The organism is Paenibacillus sp. LS-5 (assembly GCF_056121505.1).
Genome location: NZ_JBWAVA010000016.1, coordinates 68418 through 91481, shown reverse-complemented (window position 1 = coordinate 91481; position 23064 = coordinate 68418). Strand labels below are relative to the sequence as shown.

19 protein-coding genes and 1 pseudogene are annotated in these 23064 nt (G+C 51.9%); 6 read left to right on the top strand and 14 right to left on the bottom strand.

What is annotated here, in order from left to right:
• Nucleotides 1-78: 78 nt before the first annotated feature.
• The 3 genes from AC0MA3_RS20790 to AC0MA3_RS20780 all read right to left on the bottom strand — a co-directional run bounded on the left by AC0MA3_RS20790 (nucleotide 79) and on the right by AC0MA3_RS20780 (nucleotide 3523).
• On the bottom strand, nucleotides 79-1329 hold the full coding sequence (locus AC0MA3_RS20790) for an ABC transporter permease (RefSeq protein ID WP_474657578.1): 1251 nt from the start codon (nucleotides 1327-1329) through the stop codon (nucleotides 79-81).
• The gene (locus AC0MA3_RS20785; protein WP_474657577.1) at nucleotides 1326-2099 is read right to left on the bottom strand and encodes an ABC transporter ATP-binding protein; all 774 of its coding nucleotides are present in this window, start codon (nucleotides 2097-2099) and stop codon (nucleotides 1326-1328) included. Before AC0MA3_RS20785 ends, AC0MA3_RS20790 begins: the two co-directional genes overlap by 4 nt.
• Nucleotides 2100-2218: 119 nt before the next feature.
• Nucleotides 2219-3523, bottom strand: a complete 1305-nt coding sequence (locus AC0MA3_RS20780) for an MFS transporter (RefSeq protein ID WP_474657576.1) — start codon at nucleotides 3521-3523, stop codon at nucleotides 2219-2221.
• A 333-nt stretch (nucleotides 3524-3856) separates the two neighbouring features.
• On the opposite strand from AC0MA3_RS20780, the gene AC0MA3_RS20775 reads away from it, so the two are divergent.
• Nucleotides 3857-4324 (top strand): MarR family winged helix-turn-helix transcriptional regulator, encoded by a 468-nt coding sequence (locus tag AC0MA3_RS20775; RefSeq protein WP_074086810.1) that lies wholly within the window; start codon nucleotides 3857-3859, stop codon nucleotides 4322-4324.
• Between the two features lie 137 nt (nucleotides 4325-4461).
• On the opposite strand, the gene AC0MA3_RS20770 is transcribed toward AC0MA3_RS20775, so the two are convergent.
• The 3 genes from AC0MA3_RS20770 to AC0MA3_RS20760 all read right to left on the bottom strand — a co-directional run bounded on the left by AC0MA3_RS20770 (nucleotide 4462) and on the right by AC0MA3_RS20760 (nucleotide 7033).
• Nucleotides 4462-5967: an MDR family MFS transporter gene (locus AC0MA3_RS20770; protein ID WP_474657575.1), complete on the bottom strand. Its 1506-nt coding sequence runs from the start codon at nucleotides 5965-5967 to the stop codon at nucleotides 4462-4464.
• A gap of 42 nt (nucleotides 5968-6009) precedes the next feature.
• Complete coding sequence (locus AC0MA3_RS20765) at nucleotides 6010-6564, bottom strand: GNAT family N-acetyltransferase (RefSeq protein WP_474657574.1); 555 nt, start codon at nucleotides 6562-6564, stop codon at nucleotides 6010-6012.
• A 169-nt stretch (nucleotides 6565-6733) separates the two neighbouring features.
• A complete protein-coding gene (locus tag AC0MA3_RS20760) occupies nucleotides 6734-7033 on the bottom strand; it encodes a hypothetical protein (protein WP_379158556.1) in 300 nt (99 codons plus the stop codon).
• A gap of 237 nt (nucleotides 7034-7270) precedes the next feature.
• Here AC0MA3_RS20760 and AC0MA3_RS20755 point away from each other — a divergent pair, with 237 nt between their 5' ends.
• Nucleotides 7271-7750 carry a GAF domain-containing protein gene (locus AC0MA3_RS20755; protein ID WP_474657573.1) on the top strand — a complete coding sequence of 160 codons (480 nt, stop codon included), beginning with the start codon at nucleotides 7271-7273 and terminating at the stop codon, nucleotides 7748-7750.
• Between the two features lie 137 nt (nucleotides 7751-7887).
• On the opposite strand, the gene AC0MA3_RS20750 is transcribed toward AC0MA3_RS20755, so the two are convergent.
• Genes AC0MA3_RS20750 through AC0MA3_RS20740 form a run of 3 tightly spaced genes read right to left on the bottom strand, consistent with a single transcriptional unit; the run spans nucleotide 7888 to nucleotide 12660 of the window.
• Nucleotides 7888-10320 carry a glycogen/starch/alpha-glucan phosphorylase gene (locus AC0MA3_RS20750; protein ID WP_379158550.1) on the bottom strand — a complete coding sequence of 811 codons (2433 nt, stop codon included), beginning with the start codon at nucleotides 10318-10320 and terminating at the stop codon, nucleotides 7888-7890.
• A gap of 48 nt (nucleotides 10321-10368) precedes the next feature.
• On the bottom strand, nucleotides 10369-11472 hold the full coding sequence (glgD, locus tag AC0MA3_RS20745; protein ID WP_474657572.1) for a glucose-1-phosphate adenylyltransferase subunit GlgD: 1104 nt from the start codon (nucleotides 11470-11472) through the stop codon (nucleotides 10369-10371).
• Nucleotides 11473-11496: 24 nt separating this feature from the next.
• A complete protein-coding gene (locus AC0MA3_RS20740; RefSeq protein WP_379158544.1) occupies nucleotides 11497-12660 on the bottom strand; it encodes a glucose-1-phosphate adenylyltransferase in 1164 nt (387 codons plus the stop codon).
• Between the two features lie 467 nt (nucleotides 12661-13127).
• On the opposite strand from AC0MA3_RS20740, the gene AC0MA3_RS20735 reads away from it, so the two are divergent.
• The 3 genes from AC0MA3_RS20735 (at nucleotide 13128) to AC0MA3_RS20725 (ending at nucleotide 16262) form a co-directional block, all read left to right on the top strand.
• Entirely contained in the window at nucleotides 13128-13814 is a 687-nt protein-coding gene (locus AC0MA3_RS20735; protein ID WP_379158541.1) for a response regulator transcription factor, read from the top strand.
• Nucleotides 13811-15433 (top strand): sensor histidine kinase, encoded by a 1623-nt coding sequence (locus tag AC0MA3_RS20730; protein WP_474657571.1) that lies wholly within the window; start codon nucleotides 13811-13813, stop codon nucleotides 15431-15433. The genes AC0MA3_RS20735 and AC0MA3_RS20730 overlap by 4 nt, the downstream gene beginning before the upstream one ends.
• 262 nt (nucleotides 15434-15695) lie before the next feature.
• On the top strand, nucleotides 15696-16262 hold the full coding sequence (locus AC0MA3_RS20725) for an FAD-dependent oxidoreductase (RefSeq protein WP_474657570.1): 567 nt from the start codon (nucleotides 15696-15698) through the stop codon (nucleotides 16260-16262).
• 108 nt (nucleotides 16263-16370) lie between these two features.
• Here the strand turns inward: AC0MA3_RS20725 and galU are convergent, their stop codons facing one another.
• The 3 genes from galU to AC0MA3_RS20710 are packed head-to-tail and all read right to left on the bottom strand — an operon-like array spanning nucleotide 16371 to nucleotide 20473.
• On the bottom strand, nucleotides 16371-17273 hold the full coding sequence (gene galU, locus AC0MA3_RS20720) for a UTP--glucose-1-phosphate uridylyltransferase GalU (protein ID WP_474657569.1): 903 nt from the start codon (nucleotides 17271-17273) through the stop codon (nucleotides 16371-16373).
• Between the two features lie 22 nt (nucleotides 17274-17295).
• A complete protein-coding gene (locus AC0MA3_RS20715; protein WP_379158529.1) occupies nucleotides 17296-18279 on the bottom strand; it encodes a glycosyltransferase family 2 protein in 984 nt (327 codons plus the stop codon).
• A 31-nt stretch (nucleotides 18280-18310) separates the two neighbouring features.
• Nucleotides 18311-20473: a glycosyltransferase family 39 protein gene (locus AC0MA3_RS20710; protein ID WP_474657568.1), complete on the bottom strand. Its 2163-nt coding sequence runs from the start codon at nucleotides 20471-20473 to the stop codon at nucleotides 18311-18313.
• 300 nt (nucleotides 20474-20773) lie between these two features.
• Between AC0MA3_RS20710 and AC0MA3_RS20705 the strand changes: the two are divergent.
• Nucleotides 20774-21587 (top strand): annotated as a pseudogene (locus tag AC0MA3_RS20705) (AAA family ATPase).
• A 71-nt stretch (nucleotides 21588-21658) separates the two neighbouring features.
• Here AC0MA3_RS20705 and AC0MA3_RS20700 read toward each other — a convergent pair.
• Nucleotides 21659-22204 (bottom strand): DUF1697 domain-containing protein, encoded by a 546-nt coding sequence (locus AC0MA3_RS20700; RefSeq protein WP_474657567.1) that lies wholly within the window; start codon nucleotides 22202-22204, stop codon nucleotides 21659-21661.
• A gap of 16 nt (nucleotides 22205-22220) precedes the next feature.
• On the bottom strand, nucleotides 22221-23054 hold the full coding sequence (locus AC0MA3_RS20695; protein ID WP_474657566.1) for a phosphotransferase family protein: 834 nt from the start codon (nucleotides 23052-23054) through the stop codon (nucleotides 22221-22223).
• Nucleotides 23055-23064 lie beyond the last annotated feature (10 nt).

The window sequence follows — 23064 nt, the reverse complement described above, 5'->3', positions numbered from 1 at the left end:
TCCCTCTATATTAACCTTCGCGGGAAACTTTGAAGAGGATTACTTTTTTTCGTAAAAAAATCTGGTTAACAGCTGTTGTTATTTGGCAAAACGGAAGGCGCTAAACATACTCGCGATCAGATAACCGGCTGCGCCGCCAATAGGAACAAACAGCAACAGCCCAAGCCAGCCATACAGAGGCAGACAGATGACTGCCGAGCACAGCAGGGCAAACGGCATCAGCATGAGCGGTAGTGCCTTGGTTCCCGCATCCGCTTTTTGTTCTTTGGTGAAAGGCAAAATCCCAATGTAGTCATCTCCTGCAAACAACAGCCAGAAGGAAGACAACCAGTAGGACATTAACGCGATAAGCAGCGCGAAGATCAGCCACTTCAACAGGGAAGGAACGATGAAGACCGCTATCATACCCACTCCGGTAAAAGACAAATACAGCTTCAAATGGGATGGGTTCCGCACCAATGCCTTGATGGCGGCTGCGGTGAACCGGCTCTCAGGCAGCGTAGACTTCAGCAGAGGCTGCGACTTGCGGAAGATCCATGGCTTGTACCGCGTTGGCCGCGGTTTATCGAGCACTCCGCGCAGCATCAGCGCAGCGATTCTCATCCGCTGCTTATAGTCTTCGCGCACATCATTCATGAAGGTGCCGCGTAAGCGCAAGCGATAGTGGACAGCCCAGGCCGTCACGGCTACAAACCCAGCGGTAACCAGCACCAGAAGCAGCGGGCTGCCCTTGAAGTACAGTCCGGCCCGGATATAGATGGCACAGGGTACGGTAACCGCAGGAATCAGCCATAACCAGCGGCGGAAGCCCTGGCGCTGGACCTTGACGATATGCCCTAGCAGCTTGACACACCAGCTGCAGGCAAGCGTCATCGCAAGCAGTGCCCAGGCTGCAGCCGGACTGATGTTGTAGCCGTGGACGATGAAGGGCAGTAGAATGGCATACAGAGCAGCCATCTTCAGGGCCGTGACTACAAGACTGTAAAGCGTTCCCCGCAGCACAATCGTCCGGATCCAGTCCTCCCGCTGCCTGAGGAACAACAGATCCCCTTCCTGCAACAGCAGGACTATCCCTCCAGTGACCGCCAGGATTGCCAGCAGCGTAAGAATGATTCCAAAGGGTAAATGCGATGTCCATGAAGGCAGCTCATTATTCCAGAAACCATAGTAGAACCGTCCGCCCAGCAAACCGCCTGGAATGATTATATACAACAGTACCGTCCAGTCCGCAGCTGTACGGATGATCGCCGATTGTTCACGGAAATGGGAGAACAGCCGCCGCCGAAACAGCTTCTGCGCTGTCGGAAAAGCAAATGCGCTTCTGCTCATGTCAGCTCGTCGAAGCAATCAAACAACGACGCCTCCGCTAGTCCCGCCTGGGAGCGGATATCTTCCAGTGTCCCTGTTGCTGTCATTCTCCCTCCGGAGACCAGCACGAAGCTGTCACAGATTTTCTCAGCCGTGTCCAGCACATGCGTTGACATCAGCACCCCAGCTCCGCGCTTGCGCTCAGCTTCCAGGAGACGAAGGAAATCCTTGGTCGCACGCGGATCAAGCCCGATGAACGGCTCATCCACAATATAGACATCAGGCTGGACCAGAAATCCCAGCATTAGCATCATTTTTTGTTTCATCCCTTTGGAGAAGCCGGCCGGAAGATCATTGCGCACATGATCCATGCCGAACTGGGACAGCAGCTTTTCAGCTGTGGCCTCAAAAGTTTCGTAGGATAAGCCATAAGCGGCTGCAGCCAGGTCCAGATGCTCCCATAGCGTCAGATCCTCATAAAATACGGGCTGCTCCGGCACGTAAGCATACGACCTGTTCTCTCCGCCGAGCTTCACCTGGGCCTTGGCATGCTTCAGCAGCCCTAGGAGAGTCTTGATTGTAGTACTTTTCCCCGCTCCGTTAGGACCAATCAAGCCCAGCAGCTGGCCTTGCTGTACCTGAAAAGCGATATTGGATATTCTCTTATCGCCTGCTTCATAACCCGCTTCTTCAATATAGACATCCAGTACAATGTCCCGTTCCGTACTCTCCAGTTCATGCTCTCCGCCAGATTCAAGTTCCTGTATCTGTGGTGCTTCCGTTTCTCCCATAGTACTCTCCATCTCCTAAACCATAATAGCTGGCGAATTATCCGCCTGTCGGACACTCCGGTAAACCGATCATATCACCCTCAGCCAACCTGTACCAGCTTAGTTCGTGGAGAACCCCTTTAGGCCACTGTTTGCTCAAGGCTTGGCGTCATCCCGTCTCTTTTTTCGATTCCCGGCCGCAGGAAGAGCAGCGATGCTCCAAGCAGGGCTGCCAGCACACCCGAAACAATGAACGCCGAAACCGGACCAGAGGCTGTAACCAGCGCCCCGCCGGCTATCGGCCCCAGAATGACTGCGGCACTGGTCAGGCTGCCCACGATTCCGAATACCCGGCCCGTATAGGCCTCAGGCGTCCGGCGCTGCAGCATGGAGTTGAACGGAATGATAACAAAGCCTGCACCGACACCGGCGAGAACAAACGAACCGAACATCATCATATTCATCCAAAGACCTGCCTGACCGTAAGCAGTCACAAGACCCGCACTCGCAAATACAGAGCCCATTAGAATTGTACCGGTGGCCATGAACACAAGCGGGTATCTGCCGCTTCCCACCCTTCCCACTACAAGGGCCGAGAATAGAGTGCCGAAACCGCTGGCAGCTACACACCAGCCCAACACATCAGCGCCCGCCCCGGGTATTTCCCGGAATAGGGTAACGATCTGGGAATCAGCAATTTGCAGCACCAGCAGGGCTGCTACGATCATCACGACTCCGCTGAGCACCACCGGCATACCGGCAATCAGCTTGAGTCCTGCTCCAGCTTCCTCGCGAAAAGAATGGCGGAGCTTTGACGTGTCAGACCCCTCATTCCCTCTGTCCGTCTTGAACGCCCCCACGCGCGGCAGCGCAAGCAGGATGACAGCCGAAATGAGGTAGCTCACCGAGTCAATGATATAGCAGGCAGAAATTCCGACGGCCGCAACGAGCAGGCCGCCAATCGCAGGACCGATAATTTTGGTGATCTGCTCTATGGAAGAGCTGAGCGCCACAGCCTGGTCCATTTGTTCAGAGGGCACAAGCTCCTTGAGCTTGCCGCTTTTAGCCGGGGAAAACATCACATCCAGCACTCCCTTCGCCAGCAGCAGAATATAGACTTGCCATAGGGAGCCCGCAAATACCAGGCAAGCCACAATCCCGGCACGCACCACATCTGACCCGATCATAATCGCTTTACGGTCCAGCATATCACTTAAGTATCCTGCGAACGGACCTCCGAGCAGCATAGGCACTGCCATGCATAAGGAGACGGCTGTAATCTCCCAAGGCGAAGCCTCCCATTTCAGCCCGACCATAGTGAGCAAGGCCAGAATATGCAGCCAGTCCCCTATATTGGATACTAGCTGTGCCGTGATTAGCAGCACAAACGGCTTGTTCGCCGTCAGTTTCACTGCCGGTCCCGTATTACCCTGATTTTCTTTCATCCTTATCCACTCTCCCGTACAATTGGTTATCTGCTATAACCATAATAAGGAATTGAACAGAAAGGTTCATCGAACCCTGGTTGTAATTTTCTGCTGCGCCCGAGGCTGATTTCCCCCTCCTTCCAGAGGCGGATTTACGGTAATCTCCAAAATTTTTACAACTTTTGTGCACCGGCAAAAAATTGTTTGATTTTTAATAATTAAAAGTGTGCTCATTGTGACAAATCACATGTTCAACATCTGTTCTTTGACGTATTGTAAAGCTAGATGTAAGAAGCAGGATTCCAAACCGTGCGGGCAAGCCCTCACGATTAACAATAGAGGTGGAGAAGCATGATACAATCCTATGAACGCGACACTCAACTGACGCTGCATTTGTACCGGGTTTTTGCCAAGTCCTTCAAGAGCATTAATGAGCATGCCGTAACCGGCAGCAAGATCGAAGGCTTCAATCCTACGGCTTTTGCTGTCATGGAGGTTCTCTACTACAAGGGACCGCAGCCTATCCAACAGATCGGCGCCAAGCTGCTGCTGCAGAGCGGCAACGTTACCTATGTAATCGACAAGCTGGAAGAACGGGGCTATCTGCAGCGCAAACCCTGCCCAAGCGACCGCCGGGTGATTTTTGCCGAGTTGACTGCAGAAGGCGAACGTCTCATGAATGAAATGTATCCGAAATACTCCGAGCGTCTGCACCTTGCATTTAGCGGCCTGAGTGATGAAGAGAAGGAACAAATGATTACACTGCTTAAGAAGATGGGCCTGCAGGCTGAGAAACTCTCACCGCTTCCCCGCAAATAGGGTTTAAGCCTCAATGGTTGTGAATGAATTCACGTTCTGTCCATCTGTAATTGCTAAACATCAGAAACCGGATGCATCCTCCTGTTCAGGAGAGTGCATCCGGTTTTTTTGTCCTTTTTAAGCTTCGAGAATCAGGCTCAGACTTTCTTCTGTACGCCGGGTGCCTTACTTACTGAAGGTAGTCCTTTGCGCAGCCCTGATGTGATCACAAGCGATAATACAGCCAAGACTGCCATCAGCATGAAAAGCGAATGCAGCCCGCCCTCCAGCGCATCCTTCAGGCTGCTCCAGGCCTCACTTGAGAGTATACTGCCGCCCTCCGGATGAAGCAGCTGATTCATATCCGCGCCGGCTGCGGACGAGACTGGTTCGTGGGCCAGCTGCCTGTCAATGCTATAGTTAAGCCACGAACCAAATACAGCCACACCTACGGTCTGTCCGAGCGAACGGGTGAAGGAATTCAGTGCCGTAGAAGCTCCCCGCTGGCTGTGCTCCACGGAGGACTGGGCGATTATGGTGAATACGATCGAGGCATAACCAAATCCCACTCCACAGGCGAACATCAGCATCAACAGGAGCAGCTGCGATGAATCCGCCGTCATATACACCAGACCTACAGCCCCAAGGGCGATTAATGATAGACCCAGCATCCCTGTCCGGCGGGAGCCAGAACGCAGAATCATTCTTCCGCCGGCAATCGAGCCAAGCATCCATCCCACCGACATCGGGGCCAGCAGCAGCCCAGAGAGGGCAGCGCTCTCACCGGATACTCCCTGCACCCACAGGGGTACGTAAGTGCTTAATCCGATAATCAATGTGCTGACGAACAAGTTGGCAGCGGAAGATACCGCAATATCGCGGATAGAGAATAGCCCCAGCGGAAGCATCGGCTCTGGCGCTCGGCGCTCCACGAACCAGAAGATTATCAGAAGTGCCGCAGATGCGGCGAACAGGAACAGAAGCAGCGGAGAGGTCCACGGCAGATTCTGTCCTCCTGTAGTCAACCCAAAGAGCAGTGCACCCATACCTGCTGCGAACAGCAGCACACCCGGCAGATCCATCTTCGCCTTGCGCCGTACTCTCTCTTCCTTCAGGAACCGGGAGATAAATATAATCGACAACAGGCCAAAAGGCAGATTGAACACAAATACCCAGCGCCAGCTCAAGTAATCCACCACATAACCGCCCAGCAAAGGGCCCACCAGCGAGGATATCCCCCAGACGGAGCTTAATAGCCCCTGGGTCTTGGCACGTTCCTGAAGGCTGTAAATATCTCCTATGATGGTAAAAGTCATCGGAATCAGCGCTCCCGCTCCAATCCCCTGCAGACCGCGAAACATAATCAGCTGTGCCATGTTCTGAGAAACCCCGCACAGCAGCGAGCCCAGAAGAAAAATAACCGTCCCGCCAATAAACACCGGCTTCCGGCCAATCAGATCACTGAGCTTGCCGAAGATCGGTGTTGTAACGGCCATAGCCAGCAAATAAGCGGTAAAGATCCAGCTCAGCCACTGTATCCCCTGAAAGTCACCAACAATAGCCGGACCGGCTGGCCCGGTCACTGTCCCTTCAATCGCTGCCAGAAAAGTAGCCAGCAGTACCCCCGTCAAAATAAGCTTACGTTCTCTTATACCCGGTGACATCAATAACTCCCAATCCTCTCTCTATATGTATCTGAAACGGCTTCAGATGCGCCGGCCCTGCAAAAGGGCATACAGGACTACATCCTGAAATCCGGCTGCCGTATGCCGGTATTCATGCAACAGGCCTTCCCTTTGAAACCCGATCGATTGAAACAGCCGCTGTGCCCGGATATTGTCCGGGTGGCATAATGCCTCGATCCGGTTGAGCCCCATTACTGCAAAGCCATAGTCCAGCATCAGCTCCAGTGACTCCCGCATGTAGCCTTGCCCCCAATATTCAGGCAGCAGCTCACAGCCGATTTCTCCCCGGTACGCTCCCTGCAGCTGCCAGCTGTTATAACCGCAGCTGCCGATGACCCTCCCGTCATGCCCAAGGATGCTCCAGCGCAGACTTTCTTCCTCACGGGACATTTGCAGGAGAATCGATATCAGCTGTTCTGCCTCCTCAGGAGAAGACAGCGGCGGTGCAGCTAGCCAGGAGACAACCTGAGGATGCGACCAGACAGCGAACAGGTCTGCAGCGTGCCCCGTATCCATTGCACGCAGTTCTACTTTTTTGCCGGGCAGGGCAGGAACTTCTCCACCACATATATACACAACGATCGTCTCCCTTCAACTTCATTAGTATACATCAGATACAAGTCTTCTCTGAATTGGACGGGTTGCCTACATCCCCCGGCCCCATAAAAATAGCGCCTGTCGTGGGCTTCTTGATCGCCACCCGTTACAGACGCTGTTGTTATTCTAATGTAGCAGCCGCCGGAAGTTATCCAGACGCACCTGCCGCTTTGACTGGCTTAAGTACTTCATCGCACAGCACCTGAAGCTTCTTCTGAATGGCCTTGAACTCCTCAATTCCCGTTCCGGTAAGACTGTAAGCCTCACCATGGGCCGTCAGGAAATTCTCCTGGGAGAGCCGCTCCAGCTCCTGCTTCACCTCACGTTCTGCTACACGGTACCCCAGGTTCTCGAGCTCCGGCAACATCTCCGTCAGTGTAAGGTCCTTCTCATGTGCACAATACAACATATGGATTCCTATGAACAAGTTCTGTACATCGGCGCGCATATTCCACTCCTTCCGGCCAGAAGCCTTCTGTATTTATAACTGCATTACCCTGAGGAGAGAATTCGGAAACATAAACCAGATATGGTAACCAGGTAATCTATCCCACATCCCCGCGATGTAAAATTCAAACCTTTGGCCAAAATCCCTGGAATGCTTGACGTAGCCCGCCACACTGTACTATGTTGTTAGTTACAGTTAAGGAATATGCTGATTTATCGTACAGGAAGGTGATGCTTCATGTTTCAAGCCATGCCCTATGACGGCACACGCAGCGAGCGGTTTGAATCGGTTCTAAGCCAGCTCAGTGCACTGATGGAAGGCGAGCCGAGTGCCATTGCCAATCTGGCCAACGCTTCTGCACTGCTTAAGTACTCTCTGCCGGATACCAATTGGGCCGGCTTCTATTTATTCGACGGCAAGGAACTGGTACTTGGGCCGTTCCAGGGATTGCCTGCCTGCCTCCGCATTCCACTTGGTAAAGGGGTATGTGGTACAGCAGCAAGTGAGCGCCGTACGCTGGTTGTTGGTGATGTGCATGCTTTCCCCGGGCATATCGCCTGTGACGAAGCTTCGAATAGCGAAATTGTTGTTCCGCTCGTTCAAGGCGACCGCCTGCTGGGGGTACTTGATATTGACAGCCCCATCAAGCACCGTTTTGATGACGAGGAGCGCCGTTTTCTGGAACGGTTTGCCGCACTAGTTGCCGAGGTGATCTGATCCACCTCCATGATCAGACAAAAGACCTTCACCGCCGCAGAATAATCTGCGCTGGTGAAGGTCTTTTTGGGGCCACTTGGTTGCCGGAGAGGAAAAACCAATCTTCCAGTATTCCAGCTTCTTCCGTCAGGCCCTGTCTACAGGCGTACCGGACTGATATTCCAAATCTCGGATGCGTAGCGGGCAATGGTATTGTCGCTGGAGAACTTGCCGGAATGGCCAATATTGATAATGGATTTCTTCAGCCACTCCTTCTGATTGCGGTAAGCCAAGTCAATATTGACATGGGTCTCCACATAAGAGGCAAAATCTTTAAGCACGAAGAATTCATCATTATTGTCGAGTAACGACTGGTACAGCGTATCGAATTCCTGGGTATTGCAGCAAATCGGGCCAGGAGTCACCAGTTGATCCAACACTTCCTTCACCCGGCTGTCACCGTTATAAATATCACGGGAATGGTAGCCGCCGAATTGGTAGTAATCCATAACCTGCTCCGCACGAAGGCCGAACAGGAACATGTTGTTATCCCCGACCATTTCATGCATCTCTACGTTTGCCCCATCCATCGTGCCGATGGTCAGCGCCCCGTTCATCATGAACTTCATGTTCCCGGTGCCGGACGCTTCCTTGCTGGCAGTGGAGATCTGTTCACTGACATCCGCCGCCGGGATAATCTTCTCCGCCAGGGATACCGAATAATTTTCGAGGAAGAAAATACGGATCTTACCCTTGATCTGCGGGTCCTTATTAACGACATCAGCAACGGTGTTGATCAGCTTGATGATCCGCTTCGCCAGGTGATAGCTTGGCGCTGCTTTGGCACCGAAGATAAAGGTGCGCGGCACCATATCCATGGAAGGGTTATCCTTAAGCTGATTGTACAGATGCATAATATGGAGCACATTCAGCAATTGGCGCTTGTACGCATGCAGACGCTTAACCTGCACATCGAAGATCGAATCCGGATCCACCTGAACCCCATGCTTGCCAAAAATATATTCGGAGAGGCGCAGCTTATTGCGGCGCTTGATGCCGGCCACCTGTTCCTGGAAGGAAGCATCCTCACTATATTTGATCAGGCCGATCATCTCCTGCGGATGATGAACCCAGCGCGAACCGATGGATTCCGTAATCAATCCGGCAAGCTCCGGGTTCGCGTGAAGCAGCCAGCGCCGGTGGGTGATTCCGTTTGTCTTGTTATTGAAGCGGTGAGGATACATTTCATTGAACAGACGCATCTCGCGCTTCTGAAGAATCTCTGTATGCAGAGCCGCCACACCATTGACGCTATGGCTCGCTACGATCGCCAGATGGGCCATACGAACCTGGTCATCATGAATGATCGCCATTTGATTGATCCGGTCCTGATCTCCCGGATATTTGCTCATCAGCTCTCCGCAGAATCGGGCGTTGATCTCTTCAATAATGAGGAAGATGCGCGGCAACAGCTCCCGCACCATTCCAATCGGCCATTTCTCGAGCGCTTCACTGAGAATGGTGTGGTTGGTGTAGGAGACCATACGGGTAGTCATGCTCCAGGCCTCATCCCAGCCGAGTCCGTGCACATCCATCAAAATCCGCATCAGCTCCGGGATAACCAGTGTAGGATGCGTGTCATTGATATGCAGGGCCACCTTGTCCGGCAGCGATTCTATGCCAAGCCCGGTCTTGCTGTAGGTCCGCAGAATGCTCTGCAGCCCGGCGCTGCACAGGAAGTACTGCTGCTTCAACCGAAGCAGCTTGCCTTCGTACCGCGAGTCATCCGGGTACAGGAACTCCGAGATCGATTCTACCGAACGCTTGTATTCCAGAAACTTGTGGTAATCACTTCCGGCCAAGGAACCGAACATCCGCGAAGGCTGGTTGATGGACTCTGCGCTCCAGTTGCGCAGTGTGTTCACATGCCTGCGGTCTGCCCCAATGACAGGTACATCATAAGGAACCGCGCGCACTGCTTCATAATCTTTATGCTCGAAGGCCAGTTCACCGTTCTCCTCACGAGTCTCGATATACCCCCAGAACCGTACCTCTACCTGCTTGTCTTCCCGCCGCACTTCCCATACGTTATCATTCTGCAGCCAATAGTCTGGCAGCTCCACCTGATATCCGTCAACGATCTTTTGCTCGAATAGCCCGTATTTATATCGTATTCCGCAGCCGTGCCCAGCATATTGCAGGGAAGCCAGTGAATCGAGGAAGCAGGCCGCCAGACGGCCCAGACCTCCATTGCCGAGGCCCGCATCCGCTTCCTCCTCTTCCACATCCCGAAGGGAGATCCCCAGATCCGCCAGTCCGTCACGTACAACCTCAAGCACACCCATGTTAAGGAGGTTATTGCCTAGAAGTCTGCCGATTAGAAACTCCATGGAAAAATAGTATACCTGCTTATCCTTATCGGCTTTGAACTTCTGGTTGGTATCCGCCCAATCCTTACCCGCATTCTCACGGATCATGTTGCCGAGAATATTATAGATGTCGGCGTTCGATGCTTCCTCCAGCGGCTTGCCCAATTTCCCGATGAGTGTCTCGCGGAACACTTGTTTAAAAGTCTCTTTATCGTTGAACAACAGCTGGTTCCTCCTGACACATGCTTTTTTTAGAAAATCGCCTCACGGTTAAATTTTGCTGCTCTTGGCAATCACAAATGGACGTTTGCTGTCTCCGACGAGTATCCGGTCCTTGCTCAGCTGCACATCTTTATCCATAATGACATTCTCAATCACGGCATTCTCCTCGATGACACATTTCTGCATAATCACCGAATTGACGATGCGCGCCCCTTTACGGATCTGCACCCCCCGGAAAATCACGCTGTTCTCCACGGTTCCTGCAATAATGCAGCCATTGGCTATCAGCGAATTACTGACCTCCGCGCTGTCCAGATAACGGGTAGGCGCTTCATATTTTATTTTCGTCTGAACCGGGTTTTCTTTGAAGAGTCCAAAATAATTATCCTGCTGCAGCAGATCCAGACTGTTCTTGTAATAGCTCTCCAGCGAGTTAATTACCGCATGATAGCCTGTATATTCGTAAGCGGCGATCTTGAACTTGTGGCGGTTTTTCTGAATGGCATCACGGAAAAAGAAGCTCTCTCCATGAGCTATGCAGTATTCCACCTGCTCCAGGAACATCCTCTTCTCCATAATGAAAATATCCAGATATACATTGTGATGATCCTTCTCCTGATGAATCTCGGTCACATTGCCGTCCTCATCCAGTTCAACCCGCAGGCAGGGATCATGCTCCGGCTGAAGATTGTCAATTTTTTTGTAGACCAGCGTTACGTCCGCACCTTTTTCCAGGTGATACTGGTATACATCCTGTAGATCCACGGTATTGATATGCTGGCTGCCGGAGAACACAATATATTTGGCTGAAGCCCGTTTGAAGAAATCGAGATTGTTGTGATAATGCTGCAAATCTCCCAGAGAAGTATCTGTCGGATCATTCCAGTCAGGCGGCAAAATGAAGAGTCCTCCGTGCTTGCGGTTCATGTCCCACGACTTGCCGTCGCCGAGATGATCCATCAGAGAACGGTATTTGCGGCGGACAAACAGCCCCACACTCTCCAGTTCTGCACGCATCATGTTGGAGAGAACAAAGTCGATCAGCCGGTACCGGCTGGCAAAAGGTACCGCTGCACCGCAGCGGAAATAGGTCAGTTCGTTTAATTGGTCCAGTTCATGGTCCAGATTGATAACACCCATGAGTTCTTTCATCGAAATCCCCCTGTCCTCTGCTGATTATATGGTTTTGGCTGCAACGGACTTGCGTTTTTTGCTCCGATTGTCGATCAGCAGAATTTCTTCCTCCCGCTCACGCTCGATCCCGATCTCCATGTAATCTTCAATGACCGTATTCTCACTGATGATAGCTTTGTGGATCCTTACATTCTTTCCGATCTTGACCTTTGGCATGAGGACAGAGTCCGTAATCACACTGCCTTCCCCTACCTCCACGCCGTAAAAGAGCACCGAATGCTTCACTTCCCCATGGACAATGCAGCCTTCGTTAATGATGCAACCCGATACCTTGGCTCCCGGAGCCACATATTGTGCCGGCTGGTTGGGGTTGCGGGTGAAGATGCGCCAGTATGGATCGTTCAGATTCAGCGGCGGTGTATCACTCAGCAAATCCATGTTCGCTTCCCATAGACTGGTTACAGTACCTACATCTCTCCAGTATCCTTCAAAAGGATAAGCAAAGAGGGATTGGCCATCGGCCAGCATAAGCGGAATGATATCCTTGCCAAAGTCATGGGACGAGCTGGCGTTCTCTCCGTCCTCCAGGAGATGCTTGCGGAGCACCTCCCATTTGAAAATATAGACACCCATAGAAGCCAGTGTACTCTTCGGCTTGGCCGGCTTCTCGTCAAATTCATAAATTTTAAGATCTTCATCCGTATTCAGTATGCCAAACCGGCTGGCTTCCTCCAGCGGCACATCGATCACCGATATGGTGCAGTCGGCATTTCTGGCTTTGTGATACTGCAGCATCGCATGATAGTCCATCTTGTAGATATGGTCACCCGACAGAATCAGCACATGCTCCGGATCGAACTGATCCACAAACTTCAGATTGCGGTAAATGGCGTCTGCTGTGCCACGGTACCAGCTGCTTCCGTTCTCCCGTTCATGCGGCGGCAAGACAAACACCCCGCCGTCCTTGCGGTTCAAATCCCAGTCGCTGCCTACTCCGATGTATGAATGAAGCACAAGCGGTTCATACTGCGTCAGCACACCGACCGTATCAATTCCCGAATTGGAGCAGTTGCTCAAGGGAAAATCAATAATCCGGTAGGTTCCCCCAAAGTATACAGCGGGTTTTGCGAGCGATTTGGTCAAACCCTTCAACCTTTTCCCTTGGCCTCCCGCCAATAGCATAGCTACCATTTCTTTTTTCTTCATGGATGAGCCTCCCTTGACTTATGGGTAGTGAAGCATGTGATCAATTAGGTTGGATAGTGATTAGTGCAGCGTAGATTTAACCCAGTGTAGAAATAGAAATTTCAGAAAGTAGCGTAGCGAAAGAGACTTGCATGACAGGAAAGTGATAAGGTCAGAAACGGGGGGAAACCCATAGAATTGGGACTTATTTCCGAACCCGAGAGGAAGCCTCAGGCCGGGTAGTATCCTTATTGTAAAGTGTTCTATAGCCGCCGTCAAAACCATTTATCGTCCCGTTCTAAAACTTTTAAATTCTGACTGAATTTCTTATTAATAGCATTAAAATCTCCGTATAATTAGATTAACCATTATGATTAACCCTGAAAGGCTATTTTCGAATCCGTTCTAATTAATGTTTCCATCTTCAGCTAAATTTCATCCTGATATGTCATAATGGAGCTAACTATAGCAATGTGGAGGAACCCTATATGAAGGCTGCCCAAGGTGTAAAATTACTGCTCGTAGATGACGAGCCTCATATTCTCCAGTTCCTGGAGCTGGGTCTGAACAATGAGGGTTTTGAAGTAAGAACCGCTCCGGACGGGGCCAGCGCAATTGCCGTTGCTGCGGACTTTAAGCCCCATGTGGCCATTCTGGATGTGATGATGCCTGGGATGGACGGATTCGAGCTCTGCCGCTACCTCCGTTCGGAAGAATCAGAACTTGCCGTGATTATGCTTACGGCCAAGGATGAAGTGGATGACCGGGTTAAGGGTCTGTCCATTGGAGCTGACGACTATATGGTCAAGCCATTCAGCTTCGAAGAACTGCTGGCCCGGATTCAGGCGCGCCTGCGCAACCAGTTCCCTGGACTGCTCGGCGAGGTGCGCTGCGGACCGTTCCGGATTGACGGCCGGCGTAAGGAAATCCGCCACAAGGACGAGGTGCTGGAGTTATCTCCTACCGAATATGAGCTGTTACAATACCTGGTCATCAATCATGGGCTTGTGCTGAGTAAGCCTATGATTCTGGACAAGGTATGGGGCTATGACTTCGGCGGCGAAGAAAATATTGTAGAGGTCTACATCCGTTCCCTCCGTGAGAAGCTGGGAGATAAAGAACACCGGATCATCCGAACGCTCCGGGGTGCAGGATACCGGGTGGACCTGGTATGATTGGCCGTGCCAAAGGCCTGTTCGGCAGGCTCCCCGCGCCGCGCTCCTTGCGTAAGCAGCTGCTGATCATCTCACTGCTGATTCTCTCCGGCCTGCTGCTCTTAATCGGTGTACTCCAGTATGTACTCATGCGTGATTTTATCTACACCAACCGCGCGGAATCCATGCAGACCCAGATCCGCTCCGTACCGCGTGAGATTTTTTTCAACTCACTGGCCTTCAATAACAATAGCGAGAAGGCAGCCATAACAAGCAGTGGAGAACAAGGAAATGGAAGTACTGGTACGGCAACGCCTAGGCTGCCGCTTGTAGACGGCACGATTGGCGGCAACGGAATCCCTGAAGGCAGTAGCCCTATCACTCCCGGTAATATGCCTAACCCCTCCAGCCGGCGGCCGCTTCTGCTGGATGCGCATACGACCCTCGCTATTTACAGTGCAAGCGGAGGATTCAAGGACTTCCAGGAAGAGACACTGTCCGTTTCCCCTGCTCCGAGATTATCCGATGCGGAATACAACAACCTGCTAAAGCATACTACCGACAAGGCTACCGGCAACTACCAGCTCATTACCGCAGCGGACGGCAGCGAGCAGCTGGCTGTCTTTATGAACCTCGGCAAGCCGAAGGAAGCCAGAATGCTACTGCAGATGAGTGTAAGCACAGGGCCGCTTAAGGATGTCATCCTGCAGCAGCTGCTGATTTTTGCAGCCTTATCTTTTGCGGCTCTCCTGGGAGGGCTTCTCCTGTATCTTCCGGCCCTGCGCAAAACGCTGGTTCCCTTATCCAACATGGGGGAAACTGCACAGATTATCGATGCAGGCAATCTGAACGAGCGGTTCCCCGTGAACCAGGGACAGACGGAGATTGACAAGCTGTCCCGCTCATTCAACGGAATGCTGGAGCGGCTGGAGATTTCCTTTCATAGTGAGCGTGAAGCCAAAGAGCAGATGCGGCGTTTTGCCGCCGATGCCTCCCATGAGCTTAGAACCCCGCTGACGTCCATCCATGGATTTCTGGAGGTACTGCTGCGGGGAGCTGCTGATAACAAGGAGCAACTCATGAGTGCGCTGACCAGCATGCACGGAGAATCGAAACGGATCAATAAGCTGGTAGAGGATCTGCTTCTCCTGGCCCGCATGGATGGAGCACCGCAGCTAAACATCCGAAACATGATGCTGGGGGACGTGATCACCGAGATGCAGCCTCAGCTCCTCATGCTTGCCGGGGACCGCAGGGTTACCTTTGAGATCCCCCACGGCATCCGCGGCATGTATGATCCCGACAAGCTGAAGCAGGTAATTCTTAATCTATTCCAAAATGCTGTGCAACATACCGATCCCGGCAAGGGAATCATACATGTTGGCCTGATTGCCAGTGGCACTGAAGCCGACCTCCTTGTAAAGGATAACGGCTCCGGGATTGCGGCAGAGCATATCCCTCATGTATTTGAAAGATTCTACCGAAGTGATTCTTCACGCACCCGTAAATACGGCGGCTCAGGACTCGGTCTCTCCATAACCAAATCCATTGTAGACGCACATCACGGTGATATCTGTGTGGAGAGCCGCCCCGGTGAAGGAACCGCCTTCAAGGTTACGCTCCCCTGCCTGACGGAATAGCTAATGAAGAATCATTAACGTTATAATAGTAAGTGGGAAGCTCACAAAACTTAAGTCTATGCTTCCGAAGCGAGTTTTGTATGAAGCGGTTTGGAGAGGCATAGGCTCACAAAAATTAAGTCTATGCTTCCGAAGCGAGTTTTGTACGAAGCGGTTCGGAGAGGCATAGGCTCACAAAACTTAAGTCTATGCTTCCGAAGCGAGTTTTGTACGAAGCGGTTCGGAGAGGCACTGGCTCACAAAACTTTTAGGAGGTTATACTATGTACGAAATTGCCATCATTGGGGCCGGCCCTGCCGGTGCAAGTGCAGCCCTGTTCGCCGCCAAGGCGGGCAAAAAAACGCTGTTGATCGACAACGATAAAGGGATGACACGCAGAGGCTGGTACGAGAATTATTACGGGATTGCTGAGATTGGCGGGCCCGAGCTCGTGGAAACCGGACATAAGCAGGCTGTAAAATTCGGAGCGGAATTAGTGGCAGATCAAGCGGTGAATCTTACTGCAGCCGGTGAAGGCTTCGTCATTGAGAGTGAGAGCGGAGCTACTTATGAAGCGAAGCATGTAATCCTGGCAACAGGTGTGCTGACGGATCTGGCTGCCAAAGCTGGTGTGGAAACGAAGGACGGTACAGAGCCAAGAATCAAGACCGTTGTAGCCGTAAATGCGGAAGGTAAAACCAATGTCGATGGGATTTGGGCAGCAGGTACGGTAGCCGGAGTAAGTGTTCATGCCATTATCACTGCCGGAGACGGTGCGAAGGTTGCCATTAATATCATTAGCGAACTGAACGGCGCTAGATATGTGGATCATGATCTGATGAAAGCTTAACGTTACTATTCGTACAAAAGAGCTTCAGATGTGTAAGGCCAGCCAGAGATTCATTCTGGCTGGCCTTTTCGGTCATCGGTGTTTGATTCACTGGATTAAGCCTTGCTATCAGCGATTCCGGCCGTTTGCCTCTGCACCTTCGCACAGACTGCCCAGCAGCTGCTTCAGATACGGGATAAGCTGCGGGCGCAGCTCTTCCCGTTGCAGACCCATCTCCAGCGTAGCCTGAATATAACCGAATTTGTCGCCGATATCATAGCGCGTACCTTGCAGATCCAGTGCAAGCAGCCCTTCATCTCGGCATATCTCATGCAGCGCATCCGTCAGCTGATATTCGCCCCCGGCTCCGCGCTCCAGCTTGCTTAGTACCGGGAAGATGGAGGGCTGGAGAATGTAACGTCCCATAATGGCATTCGTCGAAGGCGCAGCTTGCGGCGAAGGCTTTTCCACCAGACCCTTTACTACATGCACACCCCTGACAGCACCGCCGGAAGCAATGATTCCGTACTTGTTCACCTCAGATGCCGGTACCGGCTGAACACCTACAACAGTCTGCTCGGACTGCTCGTACAGCTTCATCATCTGTGACAGTGCAGGGGGATCGGAGACCATAATGTCATCACCCAGTAGCACAGCGAACGGCTCACCGCCGATGAATTGTTCTGCACACAGAATGGCATGCCCCAGGCCAAGCGGCTCTTTTTGCCGGATGTAATGAATGCTGGCAAGCCCGCTGATCGCCTGCACATCGCGAAGCAGGTCCAGCTTGCCTTTTTCCAGGAGAGTCTGCTCCAGTTCTACCGACTTGTCAAAATGATCCTCAATGGACTTCTTATTGCGGCCAGTCACGATAATGATACTCTCAATGCCGGAGCGCACCGCTTCCTCAACAATATATTGAATCGCCGGTTTGTCTACAATGGGCAGCATTTCCTTGGGCTGGGCCTTGGTAGCCGGCAGAAACCGTGTGCCCAGACCTGCTGCGGGTATAACCGCTTTGCGGATTTTCACGTGGGACCCACTCCCTTGCCTTTTATTTATGAAGCTGTGCTACCCTCTGCTCCCGTGTACTCTGCTGCTGCTTGCCGCTGTAGAATTCCTGGACGATGTATAGCGGGCGTCTCTTCGTTTCATCATAGATCCGGCCGACATACTCGCCCAGGATACCCAGCATAATTAGTACAAATCCGTTGAACGTCAAGGTAATGCCGATCATCGATGCCCAGCCCTTAACGGCTGCGTCCGTAAACAGCGCCAGGTACAGCACATACATAAGATATATAAATCCGGCTGCGGACAGCAGCCCTCCCAGATAACCCGCCAGCTTCAGCGGTTTGTAGGAAAAAGAGGTGATCCCGTCCAGTGACAACTTAATCATCCGCTTCAGCGGGTATTTGGTTTCACCGGCCAGCCGTTCATCACGCTCATATTCGATAGCCTTCTGGCGGAAGCCTACCCAGCTGACCAGGCCGCGGACAAAACGGTTTTTCTCCGGCAGCCGTTTCAGTTCCTCGCACACCTTGCGGTCGATCAGCCGGAAATCACCAGTGTCCACCGGGATAGAGATGTCTGTAGAATAACGCAGCACCCGGTAAAAGAGGCTTGCCGTCCACTTTTTAAATAGAGACTCGCCGTTCCGCTTAACCCGTTTGGCATATACCACCTCATAGCCGTTTTTCCATTCCCGGATCATATCCAGAATCAGCTCCGGCGGGTCCTGCAGATCAGCGTCAATGATGACTACTGCGTCTCCCAGTGCATAATCCATACCCGCGGTAATGGCAATCTGATGACCAAAATTACGGGAGAGATCAATCAGCTTCACGCTCTCATCCCAATAGCTGTATTCCTCAATCATCTGCGCACAGTTGTCCGTGCTTCCGTCATTGACGAACAGCAGCTCGTAGACCTCTCCTGTCGTTCCCATTACCTTTTTGATCCGCCGGTAGGTTTCCTGAATGACCGCCTCTTCGTTGTACATCGGTATGATTATGGAATAGCGCACGTGCGTACTCATGAGCAGCTCCTCCTTAATTGGTATTGATATCCTACTTAACACTCACCTCATATAAGGTTCCGCCATTAACGCCTGTCTCGGTTCCCTGCCAATCTGCTGTTGGAACTACAGTCCCGTTCTCAGTGATCCAGGTGTTAATTTCGGAGTTACCCCCGCGGCCGCCGCCCATGCCTCCGGTAGTGACAAGGAAGTATTTCACTTTACCGCTCGCCACGAGCGCCTTCAGGGTATCGGTAGTGTAAGGCACATCCGAGTTGTTGAATCCGTTCAGAATGACGACTGACTCATGGTTATCGATAATATAAGGGCCAGCCGTTCCGTAATCCATTGCTGCGAACAGATATTTCTCACCGGTGTTATGCTCTTTCAAATAGGTCAGCAGATTGTTGTTGACTCCCGCTGTACCGTTTCTGCCGCCCATTCCTCCCATTTCTCCCATACCACCCATGCCGCCAAAACCGCTGCTGCTGTCCGGTCCAGCCGCCGGGGTCATGCTGTTTGAGCCGTAAGTGATAGGTGTCAATGCCCAGTAGACGGGTCCGACCAGCAGCACCAGCAAACCAAGCACCGCTGCCCCATGTACGAATGACTTTTTCTGCCCTTTCAATACCCGCAGTACGAGCAGCAGCACAGTAACAGCAATCCCTCCAGCCAGTACGCCTATAGACCAGCCGCTTCCAATCGTATCGTCATAAGGATGAATGATGTACCATTGGAAGATTGCTGTGACGAGCGTTGCCGCCGGGAGCAACCAGGACAGCCAGGTGGAACGTTCCTTGTAATAGCTCCACAACTGCAGCCAGCCTGCGCCGGCCAGTGCCGCAATCGGCGGAGCCATCATAATCAGGTAATATTGATGGAAAAATCCGGCAATACTGAAGAATCCCATAGCCGGCACCAGCCAGGCAAGCCAGAATAAGGCTTCTTTATGCCGCCATGTGAAGTTCCGTCTGCGCAGGCTGGCAAAGATTCCGATGCAGCCGAACAACAGGAACGGAAGCAGCCAGCTGGCCTGACCGGACAATGCTGATTGGAACAAACGGAGCGGACCGGCAGTACCTGTGTTGAACATTCCGCCTGCTCCGCCGTTCATCCCGCCGCGGCCGCCTTGCCCGAAGTCAAACTGGCCTCTACCGTCCATTCTTCCGCCTGGCGCCTGTCCCGGTGAGCCGCCGTCATCTGCGGCCTGGCCGCGGCCATCCGGACCTCCTGTTACCTGTTCGCCTCTTGTGCCGCCCGGTGGCTGTCCCTGAGCCTGCCCGTCTGTTCCGTTCAACCTTCTTTGACCGTCCTGGGCACCGGATCCGTTAATGCCCGGCATCTCTCCGCCATTCCAGGACGGCATTTCGCCGCCGAACATTCCGCCGCCGCCAGGAAATCCGCCGCCGCTGCCTCCGGTACTGCGGTCACCGGTCAAGCGTGACACCCCGTTATAGCCAAAAGCCAGATTCAGCACAGAGTTCGTCCCGCTGCTGCCCATATAAGGCCTTTTGCTAGCCGGGATCGAATCCACGATAACCGCCCACGATAGCGAAACCACCAGTAGTACTGCGGTGCAGGCTGCCAGCACTCCGGTTTTTTTCTTCCAATTCCCTTTCGCTGCCAGCACATAGAAGAGGTAGAATGCCGGTAGCACCATGTACGCCTGCAGCATTTTTTCGTTGAAACCTACACCAATCACGGCAAATGCTGCGAGGAGACTGCTCCATTTATTGTGCTTGGTACCCTTGAAGAGAAACCATGCCGCCAGCAAAAGTGTGAACACCAGCATGGCGTCAATATTATTCGTTCTGCTGACAGCAGCAGCTACAGGTGTAGTAGCCATTGCCAGAGCCGCGAGCCGCGCTGCTGTAAGGCCAAAGGTTGGTTTCACCAGCAGATATACCAGCAGGACAGAACCTACTCCGCACAGCACCTGCGGCAGGATCACACTCCAGCCGTGCAGTCCGAAGATCAGCGCGCTGAGCGTCTGAATCCAGAACGTCACAGGCGGCTTATCGACCGTTACCGAGCCCGCCGAGTCCAGCGAGGCGAAGAAAAAGTTGTGGAAGCTCTGAAGCATGCTTCCCACTGCTGTGGTATAGTACGTATTTGCGTATTGGTCATTCCAGATACCATAGCCGTATAAAAAAGCCGCAAGGAGCAGAATACCCAGCAGAACGACATCGGAACCCATTTTTTTTATCCATTTCATTTCTCTCCACTCCCATCGATCGATACACTATTCCGGCACTGCTCTCCCCCGGTACAGCTTGCTTAGGTGTATTATGGCATCCCTACCTTAACTGATAATGAAATCAGGCTGAATGTTTGCTGAATGCCGGAACGGGAAACGGAACGGGAAATAGCCCCACAACGTGGGGTATGAATTCATGCTTACAATATTAATGATTAGTAATTGGAAGGAAGAGAAATATGTCTGCACCCAGGAACTTATTGTATTTATCTGGTAAAATAACATTCAAACGATAAGATTAGATAAAGGAGCACGGCAATGATCTATTTAAGAAGCTTTAAGCTTTCTGATTATACGGATCGAAATCCCAACATATATCCTGATCATGTATTTAAGCATTTGGCCGGAGAGGTGCTTTTGTTTGATCGGATTACGGTGTTGTATGGCAATAACGGTAGCGGAAAATCCACTTTACTCAATGTAATTTCGGAGCAAGCTGGGCATCCCTGGGGCGGAAAGAATGACAAGCTATGGGCATAGTCCTTATGTTCAGCGTTTCCTTGATAGTAGCAGCTATCAGTTTGGACAGAATGAGCAAGAACGTGAAATCTGGCAGTTGCCAATAGGAAGCCGGTATATGAAGTCTGAGGACATTTTATATGAGATCAAGAAGATCCAGCAATCCTCTGTGCTGCGTGAGGGAATCATAAAGGAGCAAATGAACAAGGGGATGAGCGAGGCTCAGGCGGCAGAATATGAAGCTACTTATGCGTTTAAGAAAAAGCTGGAGGACATTCAATTTTCTCAGGAAAAATACTCCAATGGGGAAACGTCCATGCAGTTTTTTGAGGAACATCTGCTGCCTGGGCAATTATATTTATTGGACGAGCCGGAAACGTCACTTTCTCCTGCTAATCAAATCAGAATGGCAGAGCAAATCAACGAGCTGGCAAGGTATTTCGACAGTCAATTTATTATTGCCACTCATTCTCCATTTGTTCTAGGCACGCTGCATGCAAAAATTTATAATCTGGATGCGTCGCCTCTTCAAACAACAGAATGGTACGAGCTGGACAATGTGCAATTTTTCTATCAATTTTTCAATAAGCATAAGGCATTGTTTGAAGGGTAAAGGCAGCCGGTGTACGTTGAAGCAAAATTACAATCGTTCTGTTTCAACGTACAAGTATGCCATCCGTCCTGCTATTCACCCCGCCCGATTGCCGCCAACTTATTCACCGTATTCCAATTCCGTGCGGTGATAGTTGTGCCAAGCCATTTGTCGAACGGAACCTTGAACAGTGGAGATTGACTGACACTTACTTCATAGAGAGTGTACATCTCTTTGCCGGCGACGCGCAGCTTATCCGCGCCATCTGCATAGGGGATTAGCTTGTCCAGCGCCTCCTCCGAGGGAGCCTCACGGAGGAAAGTAACATACAGCCGTTTATAATCCTCTTGTGACAGGTTCTGAAAAGGGTTAGCAGCTATAGCCGCCTCCAATTCCGCAAGTGTACGGATAATCACGGAAACCTCGAACCCAAAGGTATCCTGGATCGCTGCACCGATCACAGCCTCAAGCTTGGCGCCAGTCGAATCCCCGCTTTCAAAAACAACATTTCCACTCTGGATATAGGTCCGCACCCGTTCATATCCAAGCGACTCAAACATTGCTTTCAAAGCCTGCATTTTGATGATTTTGTTGCCGCCTACATTAATGCCGCGCAAAAGTGCAATATATGTATTCACAGCACACCTTCTTTCCTTAATGTTCCTGATGATTGTCCCTAACGGGGGAATTAGATCTTAGACGTCTGCGGATTTCACGGGCTAGCTGCTCTTTCTCCGCCAGCGGAACGCCTTCCGATAGCCGGGCTGCTGCTACCGGCAGCACCCATGCATTCACTTCGGCGTAAGTAAGTCCCGATAATCTGAGATATTCCCTGATATACCCTTTCGTGAGCCTCTGTCTTATAAAGGCAGTAATGAATCTGGTGGTGAGTGACGCTCCCGGCGGCAGGGCCCCCATACTGAGAATAATCACAGACCTGGCCGCATCCCCGGCCGGATGGCCGGAACCCCCGGTCATCCAGTCGATAATCCACGGCTGCCCATCCAGCAGCACATTGTCCGGATGGAAATCCCCGTGCAGGAGCCGGTCTCCCTCCGGCAGCCGCTCCAGCTTGGCCAATATGGCCGATTTCTCTTCCAGTGCGAGCATGGGTGCAGAGATAATACTGCCCTTCAGGTTCTCCTTCTGATTCCCGAAGGCCTCTGCACCCTGGAGCTTATGCAAATTATGATGGAGTTCAGCCATTTGCCTTGCATACCTGGGGAGCTTCCACGGCTTCTCACCGATCAGCCTAAGCATGGATCGTCCTTCAATTTGTTGAAACACAATACCCATGCGCCCCTCGAAGGCGGCAATCTCCATAGGCTGCGGGGTAGGAACGTTATGCTCATAGACATATTTACTGAACACATATTCGTGCTCCGCATGCCAAGCAGGAAAATCCTCATGATAGAGCTTCAGAATCCTCCCTGCTTCATGTTCGAGGACCTCTGCGGTTCTTCCTTCCCCAATCTGCTTTCCCTGCATGCTGTTTCCT

Coding starts and splice junctions, on each gene's coding strand:
- AC0MA3_RS20740 (WP_379158544.1), bottom strand. CDS start 12,660: ATGAAGAAAAAAGAAATGGTAGCTATGCTATTGGCGGGAGGCCAAGGG.
- AC0MA3_RS20710 (WP_474657568.1), bottom strand. CDS start 20,473: ATGAAATGGATAAAAAAAATGGGTTCCGATGTCGTTCTGCTGGGTATT.
- AC0MA3_RS20790 (WP_474657578.1), bottom strand. CDS start 1,329: ATGAGCAGAAGCGCATTTGCTTTTCCGACAGCGCAGAAGCTGTTTCGG.
- glgD (WP_474657572.1), bottom strand. CDS start 11,472: ATGAAAGAACTCATGGGTGTTATCAATCTGGACCATGAACTGGACCAA.
- AC0MA3_RS20735 (WP_379158541.1), top strand. CDS start 13,128: ATGAAGGCTGCCCAAGGTGTAAAATTACTGCTCGTAGATGACGAGCCT.
- AC0MA3_RS20715 (WP_379158529.1), bottom strand. CDS start 18,279: ATGAGTACGCACGTGCGCTATTCCATAATCATACCGATGTACAACGAA.
- AC0MA3_RS20730 (WP_474657571.1), top strand. CDS start 13,811: ATGATTGGCCGTGCCAAAGGCCTGTTCGGCAGGCTCCCCGCGCCGCGC.
- AC0MA3_RS20755 (WP_474657573.1), top strand. CDS start 7,271: ATGTTTCAAGCCATGCCCTATGACGGCACACGCAGCGAGCGGTTTGAA.
- AC0MA3_RS20770 (WP_474657575.1), bottom strand. CDS start 5,967: ATGTCACCGGGTATAAGAGAACGTAAGCTTATTTTGACGGGGGTACTG.
- AC0MA3_RS20760 (WP_379158556.1), bottom strand. CDS start 7,033: ATGCGCGCCGATGTACAGAACTTGTTCATAGGAATCCATATGTTGTAT.
- AC0MA3_RS20780 (WP_474657576.1), bottom strand. CDS start 3,523: ATGAAAGAAAATCAGGGTAATACGGGACCGGCAGTGAAACTGACGGCG.
- AC0MA3_RS20785 (WP_474657577.1), bottom strand. CDS start 2,099: ATGGGAGAAACGGAAGCACCACAGATACAGGAACTTGAATCTGGCGGA.
- AC0MA3_RS20775 (WP_074086810.1), top strand. CDS start 3,857: ATGATACAATCCTATGAACGCGACACTCAACTGACGCTGCATTTGTAC.
- AC0MA3_RS20695 (WP_474657566.1), bottom strand. CDS start 23,054: ATGCAGGGAAAGCAGATTGGGGAAGGAAGAACCGCAGAGGTCCTCGAA.
- AC0MA3_RS20725 (WP_474657570.1), top strand. CDS start 15,696: ATGTACGAAATTGCCATCATTGGGGCCGGCCCTGCCGGTGCAAGTGCA.